At 65.7% G+C, this 14,461-nt stretch carries 13 protein-coding genes; 6 read left to right on the forward strand and 7 right to left on the reverse strand.

Annotated features, from left to right (window positions below):
- Window positions 1-26: 26 nt before the first annotated feature.
- Together CMN27_RS01940 and pyrE are read right to left on the reverse strand one after the other, a co-directional pair.
- Complete coding sequence (locus CMN27_RS01940) at window positions 27-1,814, reverse strand: DUF4153 domain-containing protein (protein ID WP_293623718.1); 1,788 nt, start codon at window positions 1,812-1,814, stop codon at window positions 27-29.
- Window positions 1,811-2,464 carry an orotate phosphoribosyltransferase gene (gene pyrE, locus CMN27_RS01945; RefSeq protein ID WP_293623719.1) on the reverse strand — a complete coding sequence of 218 codons (654 nt, stop codon included), beginning with the start codon at window positions 2,462-2,464 and terminating at the stop codon, window positions 1,811-1,813. Before pyrE ends, CMN27_RS01940 begins: the two co-directional genes overlap by 4 nt.
- Before the next feature lie 148 nt (window positions 2,465-2,612).
- Between pyrE and CMN27_RS01950 the strand changes: the two genes are divergently transcribed.
- From CMN27_RS01950 to CMN27_RS01970, 5 genes are read left to right on the forward strand one after another with little or no spacing between them, the layout of a single operon-like run.
- Window positions 2,613-3,404 (forward strand): exodeoxyribonuclease III, encoded by a 792-nt coding sequence (locus CMN27_RS01950; RefSeq protein WP_293623720.1) that lies wholly within the window; start codon window positions 2,613-2,615, stop codon window positions 3,402-3,404.
- Entirely contained in the window at window positions 3,391-4,908 is a 1,518-nt protein-coding gene (locus CMN27_RS01955; protein WP_293623721.1) for an AmpG family muropeptide MFS transporter, read from the forward strand. Before CMN27_RS01950 ends, CMN27_RS01955 begins: the two co-directional genes overlap by 14 nt.
- Window positions 4,905-6,317: a DUF4139 domain-containing protein gene (locus tag CMN27_RS01960; protein WP_293623722.1), complete on the forward strand. Its 1,413-nt coding sequence runs from the start codon at window positions 4,905-4,907 to the stop codon at window positions 6,315-6,317. Before CMN27_RS01955 ends, CMN27_RS01960 begins: the two co-directional genes overlap by 4 nt.
- Before the next feature lie 3 nt (window positions 6,318-6,320).
- Window positions 6,321-6,851, forward strand: coding sequence for a hypothetical protein (locus CMN27_RS01965; protein WP_293623723.1), 531 nt, complete (start codon window positions 6,321-6,323; stop codon window positions 6,849-6,851).
- Between the two features lie 57 nt (window positions 6,852-6,908).
- Window positions 6,909-7,526 (forward strand): Type 1 glutamine amidotransferase-like domain-containing protein, encoded by a 618-nt coding sequence (locus CMN27_RS01970; protein WP_293623724.1) that lies wholly within the window; start codon window positions 6,909-6,911, stop codon window positions 7,524-7,526.
- 18 nt (window positions 7,527-7,544) lie between these two features.
- On the opposite strand, the gene CMN27_RS01975 is transcribed toward CMN27_RS01970, so the two are convergent.
- On the reverse strand, window positions 7,545-8,432 hold the full coding sequence (locus CMN27_RS01975; RefSeq protein WP_293623725.1) for a farnesyl diphosphate synthase: 888 nt from the start codon (window positions 8,430-8,432) through the stop codon (window positions 7,545-7,547).
- Between the two features lie 215 nt (window positions 8,433-8,647).
- Between CMN27_RS01975 and CMN27_RS01980 the strand changes: the two genes are divergently transcribed.
- The gene (locus CMN27_RS01980; protein WP_293623726.1) at window positions 8,648-9,265 is read left to right on the forward strand and encodes an ABC transporter substrate-binding protein; all 618 of its coding nucleotides are present in this window, start codon (window positions 8,648-8,650) and stop codon (window positions 9,263-9,265) included.
- A 111-nt stretch (window positions 9,266-9,376) separates the two neighbouring features.
- Here the strand turns inward: CMN27_RS01980 and idi are convergent, their stop codons facing one another.
- From idi to mvaD, 4 genes are all read right to left on the reverse strand, one after another.
- Window positions 9,377-9,958 carry an isopentenyl-diphosphate Delta-isomerase gene (gene idi / locus CMN27_RS01985; RefSeq protein WP_293623727.1) on the reverse strand — a complete coding sequence of 194 codons (582 nt, stop codon included), beginning with the start codon at window positions 9,956-9,958 and terminating at the stop codon, window positions 9,377-9,379.
- Between the two features lie 6 nt (window positions 9,959-9,964).
- A complete protein-coding gene (locus tag CMN27_RS01990) occupies window positions 9,965-12,241 on the reverse strand; it encodes a hydroxymethylglutaryl-CoA reductase, degradative (RefSeq protein WP_293623728.1) in 2,277 nt (758 codons plus the stop codon).
- Between the two features lie 90 nt (window positions 12,242-12,331).
- Window positions 12,332-13,357, reverse strand: a complete 1,026-nt coding sequence (locus CMN27_RS01995) for a hypothetical protein (RefSeq protein WP_293623729.1) — start codon at window positions 13,355-13,357, stop codon at window positions 12,332-12,334.
- 2 nt (window positions 13,358-13,359) lie between these two features.
- Window positions 13,360-14,346, reverse strand: coding sequence for a diphosphomevalonate decarboxylase (mvaD, locus tag CMN27_RS02000; RefSeq protein WP_293623730.1), 987 nt, complete (start codon window positions 14,344-14,346; stop codon window positions 13,360-13,362).
- Window positions 14,347-14,461 lie beyond the last annotated feature (115 nt).

Raw genomic sequence — 14,461 nt, forward strand, 5'->3', positions numbered from 1 at the left:
TTAGAAATATGTTGCAAAGCGCAAAATTAGCGCAGTGCGACGATTTGTGTCAGAAAATTGGCGCTTGGATCGATGACGTATACACATTGCTCGTCGGAAAATGCGACGAAGGGGCCGCTTAGGGCGTGAGGGGCGGTGGGGTCGTTGTCTTGCGATGCCCCCTCATCGCGACAGCCGCGCGATACGACCGAACCGATGCGCTGCCAACGGCCGTCGACCTCGGCAAAAGCGGTGCCGTAGCGATTATTGCCCCCGCTGCGCGAGATCACCCACCAGAAGGTCATTTGCGGATGCGCTGCCCGCACCAGCCGGCAGTGCTCCGGCGAACGCAGGCAGCGCGGGCGTGCCTGCACGGCCAGCTTCACGACCTGTGCCGGCACGCGAACATCGTTCGGCACGATATCGAACGCAGCAGCGACGGCCTCGGGGTCGTGGGCGTCGAGCGCTGGGCCGGGGGCTGCAGCCGTCGAGTTTTTCAGAACGCCAGCAATACGTTGGGCAGCCAAGGGATGCTCTGCGGCAAAATCGCTGTCGCGCAGGCGCTTCAACTCGGCCATGCCATAGGGGCCGAGTTCGTGGCGCAGGTAGGCGTAGTCGAAGCGCTCCGGTGCAGTGCGGGACTCGAGCAACCGCCTGGCTTGATCATGCGCGCTCAGCGCGCGCAGGTCGCCCATGGGCGTATTGACCAGAATGAGCGTGCCGGCCACCACCAGCCCCAGCACGACGTTGAGTCGCTGCAGCCGCGCGCTGGCCTTTGCCGGCGAGCAGAGGATGACCACTGCATAGCCAAGCGCATAGGCAGCGATCAGTAGCAGCGATATGCCCGCCCAGAGCCGATCGACGCTCAGCCCGTGCTGGTCGATCCGCAGCCCGAGCGCCCAGCCGGCCAGTGCCACGTTGATCGGCAACAGCACAACAGTGAGCCAGATCAGCGCGCGTAGCGGCCAAGGGTAGCCGCTGTCTTTCGGCTCGGGGAGGAAGGCCACGGCGAACAGGCCCAGCAGCACGAGACTGAGCGCCATCATCAGCGATGCGGCCTGGCCGGTGGCCCATATCGGTTGCAGACCAACCCAGGGTAGAGCCAGCACGAACAGCAGAATCGCGGCGGCCACCGGTACCAGCAGCACCCGCAGCAGGGCGCGGGTCATACCGCTCAAGGTGTCGATCAGCCGCGGCTGGCTACGGATGACCGCCAGGGCGATACCGGCGATCAGCCCATGGCCCAGCCAAAGGAAAAGCGGCTGCTGGAACAACCAGGAGAACAGGCGAATGCCGATCGCGTCGAACAGTGCGGCCCGGAGCACAAGCAGCGCCCAGGCAATGCCGGAAAACACGACGACCAGGACCATGACGAACAGCTGCTCGTGCGTGTACAGCAACAGTTCCGGATAGCGAAAGACCGGTCGCCCGTGGGCCGACCAGGCGCGCAGATAGCTGGCGAGCACGAACACCGCCAGGCCCATGCTCAGCGCGAAGCTGAAAATGAAGTCGTCGGGCGGATTGCTGCCGGCAGAGGCCGGGCCGTACAGCCAGCCCAGATGCCAGCCGAGCCCGAACAGCAGCGGGCCGAGTAGTGCGGCAGCGACCAGGTTGCGCCCGTCGTAGAGACGGTTGCAGCCGAGATAGAACAGCAGGGGCAACAGGCCGGCCACCGCACAGCCGCCGTAGAGCCAGCGAAGATCGAAGCCCGTGTCGCTGATGCGCGCCAGGGCGTAGAGGGCGAGCGCCTGCAGCAGGGCGAGCGCGATCAACGCATAGCGTGTGGGCCGGTCGAGGCCGTTGTTGGGGGCGGTGCTCGTGGCGATCTCGCTCACACCACGCCGTATTCGTCGCGGTAGCGCTTGATCGCGGCCAGGCGAGCCTCGTCCAGCCCGGCGCGCTCGGCATAGCCGATCACGTCGTCGAGGGTGGCCACGGCCACGGTGGGAATGCCTTCGTCGGCGGCCAGTGCCTGCAGCGGCGAGCGCGTATCGGCGCCGCGTTCCTGGCGATCGAGGGCAATGAGCACGCCGGCGACTTCGCTGCCGGCTGCGCGAATCAGCGCGATCGCTTCGCGCACCGCCGTGCCGGCAGTAATCACGTCGTCGACGATTACCACCCGCCTGCCCAACGGCGCGCCGACCAGGGTGCCGCCTTCGCCGTGGTCCTTGGCTTCCTTGCGGTTGTAGGTGAACGGAATATCCAGACCGTGTTCCGCCAGCGCACAGGCAACGGTGGCCACCAGCGGAATACCTTTGTAGGCCGGGCCGAACAGGCTGTCGTATTCGATGTCCGACTGGGCAAGCGCGGCCGCATAGCCGGCCGCCAGGCGCTGCATGCCCGCGCCGGAGGCGATCGCGCCCATGTTGAAGAAATAGGGGCTCACCCGGCCGGACTTGAGTTTGAACTCGCCGAACTTGAGCGCGTCGTAGCGATCGGCAAGGGCCAGAAAGTCCTGGCTGTGGTCGGTCGGCTGGGCAGGCATGGGCGATTCCCGGCGTGGTCGGATCGTGCAGGCTTGGCAAGTACGTATGATAAGCCCTGCGCGCAGCCCCGGCGACCGGTTCGCGAACCGATCCCGGCATGCAAGCGCCTGTTCGTGAAGTTGTAAGAGTCAAACAAGGAAATCGTCGATGCGGGTCATGTCCTTCAACGCCAACGGTATTCGAGCCGCGCAGCGCAAGGGGTTCTTCGAGTGGATGGCCACCCAGGACCCGGACGTGGTCTGTATCCAGGAGCTCAAGGCCCAGCAACACCAGCTCGAGGGCGTGGAAGCGTTCTGGCCGGCCGGCTATCACTGCTTCTACGAAGAGGCGACCAGTCGCAAGGGCTACTCCGGCGTGGCCATCTATTCCAAGCGTGAGCCCGACGAAATCATTCGCGGCATGGGCCACGACGAGTTCGACGCGGAGGGCCGCTATATCGAAGCGCGTTTTGCGATGCCCGAGGGCGATCTGAACATCGCCAGCCTGTATGCCCCCTCCGGTTCCTCGGGCGATCATCGCCAGGACTCCAAGGAGCGCTATCTGATGCATTTTCCGCAGCTGCTGGCCGCCCGCGCGGCCGCGCCCGGCGATTATCTGGTCTGCGGCGATCTGAACATCGCGCACAAGGAAATCGACCTGAAGAACTGGAAGAACAACAAGAAGAACTCCGGCTTTCTGCCGCACGAACGGGAATGGATGGACCGGCTGTTCGGCGAAATGGGGCTGGTCGACGTCTTTCGCGAGATCAACCCCAACGAAGATCAGTTCACCTGGTGGTCGCAGCGCGGGCGGGCCTGGGATAACAACGTGGGCTGGCGTATCGACTACCACGTGGCTACGCCGGGGCTGGCGAAGAAGGCGACCGCCGAATCGGTCTATCGCGCCGAACGGCTGTCCGATCATGCACCGCTGACGATCGATTACGATGTCCAGTTCTAGCGCCGCCGACACGAATACCCCGCCCAAGCGCGACTGGCGGGCGGCCCTCGAGGTCTATCTCAAGCCGCGGGTCGTCGGCATGCTGTTCCTCGGCTTCTCGTCGGGACTGCCGTTTCTGCTGGTGTTCTCAACGCTCTCGGCCTGGCTGGCCCAAGAGGGTGTATCCAAGACCACGATCGGGTTCTTCTCGTGGATCGGGATGATGTACTCGATCAAGTTCTTCTGGGCGCCGGTGGTCGATCGGTTCCCCTTGCCGGTGCTGGGCCGGCTGCTGGGCCGACGACGGGCCTGGATGCTGCTGGCCCAGATCGGGCTGATCGTGGGGTTGGTCGCCATGGCGTTGACCGACCCGACCGAGAATCTTGCCGCGCTCGCCTGGTTCGGGTTGCTGGTGGCGTTTTCCTCGGCCACCCAGGACGTGGCCATCGACGCCTGGCGTATCGAAGCCGTGGATGAAAGCATTCAGGGCGCGATGGCGGCGACCTATCAGGCAGGCTATCGCATCGCCCTGCTCACCGCCGGCGCGGGGGCGTTCTATATCGCCTCCGGCACGACATGGCCGTTCACCTATCTGGTGATGGCCGGCCTCGTGGGTGTGGGCATGGTCACGGTATTGCTGGTGGCCGAGCCGGAAGCCTCGGCCCGTGCCTCGCTGCTGCCGGAAGAACCCTGGGTACAGGCGCATCTCGAGCGCTGTGGTTTTCTGCCACAAAAACTGCGCGGGGCCTACGGCTGGGTGCTGGGCGCGGTGGTCTGTCCGCTGGTGGATTTCTTTGCCCGTTATGGCTTGCCCGCGCTGGTCATTCTGCTGTTCGTGAGCCTGTTCCGGGTGACCGATATCACCCTCGGCGTGATGGCCAATCCCTTCTATCTGGACATGCACTATTCGCTCAACGAAATCGCGAGCGTGACCAAGCTGTTCGGGATCGCCATGACGCTGGGCGGCGCGGCGCTGGGCGGGGTGCTGATCGTGCGCTACGGCATTCTCCGGCCGCTGCTGGCCAGCGCCATTCTCGCCGCCTCGACCAATCTGGCCTTTGCCTGGCTGGCTTCGCAGGGCGCCGACGCGCAGACCATGCTGCTGTTCAACACCGGGCTGATGGATATGGCCACGCGCCCCGATATCGCAGCTTTTTTGTGGACGCCTTCGTTGAACATGCCCTGGCAGCCGGGTAATCCGGGACTGCTGTCGCTGGCGTTGACCGTGTCGGCAGACAACCTTTCGGGCGGCATGGCCGGCTCTGCGTTCATCGCCTATTTATCCAGCCTGACCAACACTCAATACACCGCTACCCAGTACGCGTTGTTTTCGTCGCTGATGACCCTGCCCGGCAAATATATCGGCGGCTATTCGGGTTGGGTGGTCGACAACTTCGGTTATATGCCGTTTTTCAGCTATACCGCGCTGGCCGGTATTCCGGCGATCTTGCTGTCGATAGGTCTGTTCTATATCCATCGGCACGAGACCCCGGCGCACAAGCAACAGGAATCGACATCGTCATGAAAAATTCGCAGCACTGGTTTGGAATGCTGGCCGTGATCGTGCCGGCCACCCTGGTACCGCTGGCCGTCTGGGCCGCCGCCCCGACCGCCGCCCCGACCGACACCCCGACCGACACGGATCGTGTCGATGCCATGGCGCTGTACAACCGCGGCGCGGCCGTGATCCAGACCACGCGCGAGATCGAGCTGGATGCCGGCCGCCAGACCATCGGCTGGCCCCTGTCCGGACGCCTGCGCGCCGATACCGTCTGGCTCGACGGCGAGGGCGTACGCCTGACCGGCCTCAGTGCCCCCGCGGGCGACGACAGCGGCTCGGCTCGCCTGGCCGCACGGGTCGGCCAGCCGATCACGCTGCTGCGCGACAACGACGCCGGCGATGCACGCTCGCGCGAAGCCACGCTCGTGGGTGTGGACGGCGATACGCTGTTGGTCCGCGTAGACGACCGTATCGAACGCCTGACCGATGCTTCACCCTGGCGGATCGCTTGGCCGGCGGATACGGACGACGGTAACGCGCTGCAGCTGGATATCGAGGCCGGCAAGGCCGGCAAGCAGGCGCTGACCGCCACCTACCAGATCGACGGCCCCAGCTGGCAGGCCAGCTATACCGGGCATTTCGATGCCAGGGCTGGCCAGCTCGAACTCGCCAGCATGGCCGTGATCGACAACAGCGGCGGGGCGCGTCTGGCCGCCGACAAGGCCTGGCTGGTCGCCGGCGACGTGGCACGCACCCACGGCAATGCGCCGGCCCCGATGATGATGGCCCGCTCCGAAGCCAAGCAAAGCGATGCGGGCGCGCCCGAGGCCAGCGGCGATACCTATCGCTATGCCCTCGACAACGGCCTCGACGTTCCCGCCGGCGGCATGCGGGCGGTGTCGATCATGGCGCCGCAGACGTTCGAGGCCGAGCGCAGCTATCGTTTCGAGAACAGCCTCTATTCGGTGGGCCGCGACGGCCAGCGCAGCCACGCCCAGATCCGGCTGGCGTTCGACAACACGGCAGACGTGCCGCTGCCCGCCGGCGCGGTGCGGGTCTACGACAGCGCGGGCAGCGCGCAGCTGATGGGCGAGGATCGCATCGACGACACGCCGAAAAAGGCACCGGTCACGCTCACGCTCGGCACAGCTTTCGATCTGACCAGCGAGCGTCGTCTGGTCGAGGATCGCAAGACAGGCGAGAAAAACACCGGCGAGAACGAGCAGCGTCGTACCATCGAAATCAAGCTGCATAACGCCAGCGCGGATACGGCCACGGTCAACGTCATCGAACATCTGCCGCAGGGCGCGACCGTCGAATCGGCCGAGCCCGAAACCATGGACAAGGCGCCTGCCAATACCGCCCAGTGGCAGATCGATGTGCCTGCCAACGGCGACAAGACGCTGCGTTACACCGCCAGCTGGTCCAACTAGACGATGGCCACGCGCGATCTGGCGATCATCGGCATCCGGCTGATCGCTTTCTACCTGGTCGCGCGCGGTCTTCTGGTGGCGGTCCAGAGTGTGCCGTACGCATGGGCTAGCGATCCGGTCGAAGACGCGTCGCTGCTGCAGCTGAGCGTGATGCTGCAACTGGTCGCACCGCTCATCCTGGCGGCTTTGATGTGGCTCGGCGCCCCCTGGCTTGCAAATTTCATGAGTCGCGCTGGTAGCGAGCCTGTCGACACGAGCGGCCTGAATGCCGAGTCGGTCGCGGCGATCGCTTTCGGCGTGGCCGGCGTGGTCGTATTGATCCACGGCCTGCCGCAGCTTGTCTGGTACTGCATCCAGGCGCTGGTCATAGAGCGCCGCGCCGGTGCAGCGTCTCTGGCGCGGGGCCAATGGCTGCAGGTGGCGACCGTGGCCCTGCGCTGCGTACTGGCGTTCGGCGTCGTGGCGGGTGCGCCCGCGCTCGGCCGCTGGGTGCTTCGGCTACGCACGGCCGCCCTGCGGTCCGATGAGTCCTGATATCACCTCAAGCCGCGCTGCGCGGACGCTTTGAAAGGATCCAGGGTGCAAAACCAGATGAAAACACTTTTTCTGTCGTCGTCGTTTGCGCAGGTCGAAGACGAGTTCGCAAGGTTCGTCGGCGGTGACTGTGCGGGCAAACGAGTAACCTTTATTGCCACGGCCAGCGTGGTCGAAAGCGTGAATTTCTACGTCGAGCAGGGCAGACAGGCGTTACAGCGCCAGGGGCTTGTGGTCGACACGCTGGATATTTCCACGGCCACGAGGGCACAAACGCGCCGCATGTTGGAAGACAACGACTATATTTATGTCAGCGGCGGTAATACGTTCTATCTACTCCAGGAGCTGCGCAGCACGGGTGCCGACCAGGCGCTGGTTCGGGAAGTCGAGTCGGGCACGCCGTACCTGGGTGAATCAGCGGGGGCGATGGTCGTCGCACCGCATATCGAATACGCGCGGTTTATGGACGACCCCACGGCGGCCCCCGATCTGGAGTCTTTTACCGGGCTGGGGCTGATCGATTTCTTTCCGGTTCCGCATTACGGCAACATCCCGTTTGCCGAGGCCGCCGAACAGATCATGGCTACCTATGACGCAACTCTAGCGCTTCGGCCCTTGAGCAACACCCAGGCGATGATCGTCGACGAAGAGCGCGTTTTAGTTGTGGGCGCCTGAGCCGGTTGGCACGCGCCGCTAGTGGTCGCGCTTGACGATCTCCGCGGCGATCGCCCGTAGCGGGTCGGCATCGTCGCCGAATGGCGCCAGCGCCGCGAGCGCCTGCTCGTACAGGCGGTTGGCGTAGTCGCGGGCCGCGTCCAGACCGAGCAGGGCCGGGTATGTGGCCTTGGCATGGGCGATATCCGCACCCTGGGTCTTGCCCAGCGTCTGCGTATCGGATTCGATATCGAGTACGTCGTCGCGTACCTGAAACGCGAGGCCGATATGCTCGGCAAAGTGATCCAGCGCCTCGCGGCGATCGGAGGCCAGCGACGGCTGGGTATCCGCGGCCAGACGTACGCAGGCGCGCAGCAGGGCGCCTGTCTTGTGACGATGCAGGCGCTCGAGCGTGGCCTGGTCGATGGTCTGGCCTTCGCTGGCCATATCCAGCACCTGGCCGCCCACCATGCCGCGCGAGCCGCAGGCCAGGGCGAGCGTATGCGTGCGTGCGGCCCCGATCGCCGGCCGTTCGGCCACGCTCGTATCCGCGGCCAGTATCTCGAAGGCCAGACTCTGCAGGGCATCGCCGGCAAGTATGGCGGTGGCTTCGTCGTAGGCGATATGCACGGTGGGCGCGCCGCGGCGCAGGGCATCGTCGTCCATGGCCGGCAGATCGTCGTGGACGAGCGAATAGGCATGGATGAGTTCCACTGCCGTGGCCGGCGCATCCAGTTGCTCGGCGGCCACGCCCAGGGTCTGGCCGGTGGCATGGACCAGCCGCGGGCGGATGCGCTTGCCGCCGCCGAGTACCGCATAGCGCATGGCCTCGTGCAGCCGGGCCGGCTCGGTCGCTGCAGCCGGCAGGGCGCGTTCGAGGGCGGCTTCGATACGGGCAGGGATATCGGAAGAGGCGTCGTGGGCCATGGGGCAGACAAGCCGGTTCGCCCGGCGCGAGAGAAGGCAATGGCGCGCTAGCTAGCCACTAAAGCGCAGGCCGGTCAAATACCGCCCGCCCATTCGTTACCGCCAGCGGCATGAAGATTCGATGACAGCGCCTGCGGTCGGCGAACTGTGGGCGCGTGGCGGTGGTCTGATTTGCGGTTGTCACTATCCATCGATTGTATTGCCGGGAGCCGAACATGGGCATTCATAGCGACTCTTTGCAACAGACCGTGACCTGTATCGTGGTGACGTTCGTCGTTGTCGTATGTCTGGGGGTATGGAGCGCGGCTGCGCGCGAGCCGGCCCAGGCCGTGGTCGAGCGCTTCGACAGCCTGTTGCTGACCACCATGAAGAAGGGCCAGCAGCTGAGCTTCGAGGCTCGCTACGACAAGCTCGCCGAGCGCGTCGATCAGGATTTCGATATTCGACGGATTGCGCAGCGCCGGCTCGGCGATCGCTGGGCACAGATGAATGGCGATGAACGCCAGGCCTATACGGCACGGGTTCGCAAAACGTTGATTGCCCGCTACGCACATACCTACGATCACTATGCGGGCCAGCGCTTCGATATATGCGGTTTGCGACCGCTTGGCGACGATACGCGCCAGGTGGAAGTGGCGCTCATCGACCCAGACGGCATGCGCCGGGTCACGCGCTACACGGTAGCGCGCGACGAGGGCGAGTGGCGCGTGGTCGGCGTCTCGCCGGGCATGGGGTTTTCCGGGCCGGAAACGGCGGCGCTGGTGCCGCGCGATACGCCGAAAGCGTTGTTCGGTGGGTTGGAACGGCGGCTGGCGGGCGGGCCACGCGTCTAGGGTCTTTTAAAAACGAATGCCCATCGCCGCGTTGCTGCTCAAAATCGTCTCCCGCAAGGTTTGGCGCGACGATTCATTCGCGTTGACCGGCCACGGTTCAGCGCGCGGCGTTCAGTTTGCCAGCAGGGCTTGGACCGTATCCCAGTGCTCGGCGCGAATACGCGGCCATTCGAGTTTGAGCCAGGGCGTGTAGAGCGAGGGGTTGTCGACCAGTTCGCGATCCAGTGTCTGCGGTGAAACCGCCTGACTGGCCGCGATTTCGTTGGTGTTGGCAGCCACGGGCGTATCGGACTGGGCGACGTAGACCGAGCACAGCTCGTGTTCGGCGCCCACATCGCCGAACCTCGCGTGATACTCGAAGCGATACAGAAAGGTGAGGTCGGCGTTCACGCCGAGCTCTTCGTGCAGGCGGCGGCTGGCCGCATCGTCGACGGTTTCGCCGCGGCGCGGGTGGCTACAGCAGCTGTTGGCCCAGTAGCCGCCCCAGAGCTGCTTGCCCGGCGCGCGCTGTTGCAGCCAGACCCGCCCGGCGCCGTCGAACAGAAAGATCGAAAAGGCGCGATGCAGCACGCCGTCGCCTTCATGGGCCTCGGCCTTGGGCTTGTAGCCGAGCACGTTGTCTTCGCTGTCGACGAGAATGAGCGGCTCGTCGTCGAAGGACACGATCGGGGCGGCGGAAGAAGGGTCGGACATGACGGCTTAACGAATTTCGGTAATGAATGTGTTGTAGCCGGCGCTGCGCATGGCGGATGCAATCGCCTGCGTACGCTCGGGCTCGCTGATCGCGATCATCGCGCCGCCGCCCCCGCCGCCGGTGAGCTTGGCGCCCAGGGCGCCGTTGTCGCGCGCGATCTGCACCAGTTCCTCGATTTCGCGCGAGGATACCTGCAGCGCGTTGAGCAGGCCGTGGTCGATATTCATCAGCTCGCCCAGCTCGGCGAGATCGCCGGCGCGCATGGCCTCGGCGCCGGCCAGGGCCAGCGCATCGATCTGCGAGAAGATCGCCTCGTAGCGTTCGGGGTTTTTCTGCCAGGCCGCACGTACGCTGCCCACCGTCTGCATGGTGAGCGTGGCCACACCCGACAGACCGATGATCACCGGGATGGGCCGCGGCGTGGTCAGATCGCGGATTTCGGCACGGCTGTTCGCGTTTTCGCGACGAAACAGAATCGGCTGGCCAAAGGTGGCCAGCGTGTTGTCGATGCCGGACGGCGTGCCGTGGGCGATCTTTTCGCAGTCGAAGGCGAGATTGGAAATCTCGCGCTCGCTGATCTGGATATCGAAACAGCGCGCCATGGCCCGGATCACCGCCACCGCCAGCGCGGCCGAGGCGCCCAGCCCGTTGGCACGCGGAATATGCGGGAACACGTCGATACGCATGCCGCGTTCGGCCACGCCCAGCCGTTCGGCGATGAGCGTGATCGAGGCATGCAGCGAACTGACACCGCGCTCCGGTTCGGCCAGACGCATTTCCACGCCCCAGCGCGGAATGATCAGGTCGATATGTCGATCCTGGGCAGTGACCTCCGCCCGTACGTGCAGCGGAATGGGGGCGGCGATGGCATGCCGACCATAGACCACCGAGTGCTCGCCGAGCAGGATGATCTTGCCGTAGCCGATATCGCCCGCGGTGTCCGCATGCTCGATCACCTGCTGCTGGGCGCTGGGGCCAGCGTCCTTGGCCTGGGCTGTGTCTTCGAGCTCGGCGATGATCTCGCGTGCCTTCCAGACCTTGATATCGCCGGCCGCGACCAGCCGGTCGACCACATCGTCGAAGATCGCGGCATCCGCACCGGCGGCCATGGCCACGCTGCGGGCATGCAGCGTCATATGGCCGCGCTGGATGCCGTGGGTCGAGAGCGCCTTGATGGCGGCAAAGTTCTGCGCCAGGCCTACCGCGCCCATGACCTGCGCCAGCTCCGCGGCCGATTTGATACCCAGCACGCGATGGGCGATGCGTACCGCCTGGTTGGATTCGACCTGGCCGCCCACGGTGCCGATCTTGAGCGGAATATCGAGCTCGCCCACCAGGTCGCCCTCGGCGTTGGCATACCAGCGGGTCAGGGAACTGTAGCGCCCGGTGCGGGCGGCATAGGCATGGGCCGCGGCCTCGATGGCGCGCCAGTCGTTGCCGGTGGCGATCGCCACGGCATCGATGCCGTTCATGATGCCCTTGTTGTGGGTGGTGGCCCGGTAGGGGTCCATTTCCGCGAATTCGTTGGCCAGGATGATGCCGTCGCGTACTTCCTCCCCCGAATAATCGCCCGCGGCCAGGCGGTCGGTGGGAATGACCGCCTTCGAGCGCACCAGCGCGCGATCGGTGAGATTGGACAGGATGCGCAGGAACACGCGCCCGCCGGAAATCTTTTCCACCAGCGGTGCGGCGCCTTCGCACATGGTGTTGACCAGGTTCGCGCCCATGGCGTCGCGGGTATCCACCAGCAGATGCACCACCAGCATTTCGCCGTGCGCGGCCGTCGTGCCGTGGGTATGCACCTCGATTTCGCGGGCGCCGCCGCCGCGGGCGACCATGTTCGGGTGCAGGCTGTTGGCCAGATCGAGAATTTCCTGGGCGTTCTGCAGCAGCGCCTGGCGGGCGTGGGCGGCATGCGGCACGTCCACGACCTGAATCTGGCCAATCAACAGCGGGCGCTCGGCATGGCTTTCGAAGCCGCCCGCGCCGCGCACGATCTTGGCCGCGGAGCTTACCGCCGCGATGATCGAGGGCTCTTCGACCACCATCGGCACCAGATAGTCGCGTCCGTTGATCTGGAAATTCAGGCCCAGCCCCATGGGCAGTCCGAACACGCTGATGACGTTCTCGATGAGCCGATCGGCCTGATCGGCATTCATCAGGTGGGTGCCGGCCACGAGCATTTCGTACTCGCGTTCGTCGATCACCTCGCGCTCGAGCAGAACGCGCAGCCGGTTGGCCACGGAGAACTTGTAGAACGAGGGGATCCGGGAATGGCTCATCGCGATTGCAGGCGTGTATGACGGGGCAGAACGCGGCCGCAGCCGGGTTCGCGCGAGGGAATCAGGGGCGCAGTTTATCGTACCCGCGTGTCAGCCCGGCGATTGCCGTGTTTCGCAGCGCAGGCCGGGGGCGCCGAAAGCGAGGTCTACAAAGCGTGCGCCGGCCCGTTCGAGGGCGGCGTGCAGGCGTTTTTCGTCGTCGCCGCGATGCGTGAATACCAGGCCTACATCGCCGCCACCCGCGCCCGAGCTCTTGAACGTGCCGCCGTGGGGCGCGGCGAGTTCTGCCAGATGAAAATGCTGCGCTGTGACGATGCCTGCATTCGCGGCGGCATCGAGCCGACAAAGCGCAGCAAAATAGTCGGCTGCGAGGGCGATAAAGGCGCGCGTATGGGCCAGGCTGTCGATGACCCGATCCGCCAACGCGTGCAGCTGTGCGATATGGCGGCGGTGTGCTTCCGGGGCCCGGGCGCCGTAGTCGGCCACGCGAGCCACCAGATCCGGCGTGCTCGCGCCGGTGCCCGTGACCAGAGCGTATGCCGCCAGATCGGCCGGCCAGGTCAGCGGTATCGGGGTCTGGTCGCGGGTATAGCTGATCAGCCCGCCGTAGACGGCCGTGGCGACATCGCCGCCGCTGCCGCGGCCGTTCTGGGCCGTGCGATGGGCCGCGATCGCACGCGTCGAAAGCGCCGCCCGATCCAGCGTTTCACCGCTGGCCTGCGATAGCGCCGCGGTGAGTGCGGCGGCCACGGCAGCACTCGAGCCCAGCCCGAGCTTGTGGCCGTCCTGGGCGAAGTCCTGACTGTCGATCGTCACGTGCTGTGCTGTCAGACGCGCGCCAAGCGCCTGCGCACTGTGTGCGCGTACGGCCTCGAAGACGGCGATCTTGCGGCGCGTTTCGGCGTCGAGGCCGGCCGGGATGTCCAGATCGGCGCCCAGATCGAGGACATCAATGCCGAGATTGGCGGCCGTCAGCCGCCAGCGTCCATCCGGCGCGGGTTCGCAGCTAACGTGTACGCGCCGGTCGACCGCGCTCAGCAGGGCCGGCGCGCCGTCGAGCACCGCATACTCGCCGATCAGGAACAGCTTGCCGGGGGCGCTGGCTTGAACGACCACGTTCAGTCGAGCAGGTGGGCGTCCGGCCCCAGGCCGCTGACCCGGGTATCGAGCACGCCCGGCACGTTGGCGACTACGCGGGCCACCTCGCCGGTATGTTCGGGCGCACAGATCGCCTTGACCTGGGGGCCGGCGTCGATCGTGAAATAAACCGGTGTGCCGGCTTCGCGCAGCTCTCGAACGGCGTGCATCGCAGCCACGGTCGCGGCATTCCAGTAGAGCAGGCCGGGGCGGGTCGACAGCATGAGACCGTGCAGTTTGAGACAGCTCATCTCGGTGAGTGCACCCACGGTTTCGAAATCCCGGGCGGCGATGGCGTTGCGCATGTCGGCCAGGTCCCGGGGCGCGCGGGCGACCCAGGCATCGTAATAGTCAGAGCGTTCGGCAAGCCCGGTCATGCCGGCGGTGGAATTCACCCGCTTGGCGTTGCGATCGGTAATGGCCACGACCACGCCCAGCGGCCAGTCGGCAGGGCCAAGCAGGGGTTCAGCGTAGGCGTCTTCGCCGCTCGCGCTTTCGCCGCGGTGCATTTCCACCAGGCCGCCGAAAATCGAGCGCGCGGCCGAACCCGAGCCCTGGCGGGCGAGCATGGACAGCTCGCGCGCATTCGTGTCGAGGCCGGCTGCGCGACAGGCCGCCAGGGCCAGCGCGGCATAGCCCGAGGCCGACGACGCCAGGCCTGCGCCGGTCGGGAAGTTGTTCCAGGATTCCACCCGTGCGCGATGCTCGATCCCGGCGCGTGCGCGGATCAGGTCGAGAAAACGGGTGAACGGGGCGGCGTCGACCTTGCGCCCGCCGATATCCACGCTGTCGCGATCGATGCCGGCATGAAAGCCCACGCGGGTATCGGTATACAGCGCGTCGAGGGTGATCGAAATCGAACCCACGGCCGGCAGGTTGAGCGCAGCGTCGCGTTTGCCCCAATACTTGATCAGGGCGATATTGCTGTGCGCGCGGGCGGTGGCAGGCGAAAGCGGTGCGGCACTCATGCGATGAGCCCAGGGCCGGTCGGAACGAGGCCGAAAGGATACGCGAAAGCGCTGTGGCAGCGCAGGCGCACTGCGTAATACATAGCGCAGCATTTGCTAGCATACGGCCATTCAA

The organism is Salinisphaera sp., from assembly GCF_002729955.1.
Classification (GTDB): Bacteria; Pseudomonadota; Gammaproteobacteria; order Nevskiales; family Salinisphaeraceae; genus Salinisphaera.

Bases quoted from the DNA above. Each gene is read 5' to 3' on its own strand.
- pyrE (WP_293623719.1), bottom strand. From the start codon at position 2,464: ATGCCTGCCCAGCCGACCGACCACAGCCAGGACTTTCTGGCCCTTGCC.
- CMN27_RS01950 (WP_293623720.1), top strand. From the start codon at position 2,613: ATGCGGGTCATGTCCTTCAACGCCAACGGTATTCGAGCCGCGCAGCGC.
- CMN27_RS01955 (WP_293623721.1), top strand. From the start codon at position 3,391: ATGTCCAGTTCTAGCGCCGCCGACACGAATACCCCGCCCAAGCGCGAC.
- CMN27_RS01960 (WP_293623722.1), top strand. From the start codon at position 4,905: ATGAAAAATTCGCAGCACTGGTTTGGAATGCTGGCCGTGATCGTGCCG.
- CMN27_RS01965 (WP_293623723.1), top strand. From the start codon at position 6,321: ATGGCCACGCGCGATCTGGCGATCATCGGCATCCGGCTGATCGCTTTC.
- CMN27_RS01970 (WP_293623724.1), top strand. From the start codon at position 6,909: ATGAAAACACTTTTTCTGTCGTCGTCGTTTGCGCAGGTCGAAGACGAG.
- CMN27_RS01975 (WP_293623725.1), bottom strand. From the start codon at position 8,432: ATGGCCCACGACGCCTCTTCCGATATCCCTGCCCGTATCGAAGCCGCC.
- CMN27_RS01980 (WP_293623726.1), top strand. From the start codon at position 8,648: ATGGGCATTCATAGCGACTCTTTGCAACAGACCGTGACCTGTATCGTG.
- idi (WP_293623727.1), bottom strand. From the start codon at position 9,958: ATGTCCGACCCTTCTTCCGCCGCCCCGATCGTGTCCTTCGACGACGAG.
- CMN27_RS01990 (WP_293623728.1), bottom strand. From the start codon at position 12,241: ATGAGCCATTCCCGGATCCCCTCGTTCTACAAGTTCTCCGTGGCCAAC.
- mvaD (WP_293623730.1), bottom strand. From the start codon at position 14,346: ATGAGTGCCGCACCGCTTTCGCCTGCCACCGCCCGCGCGCACAGCAAT.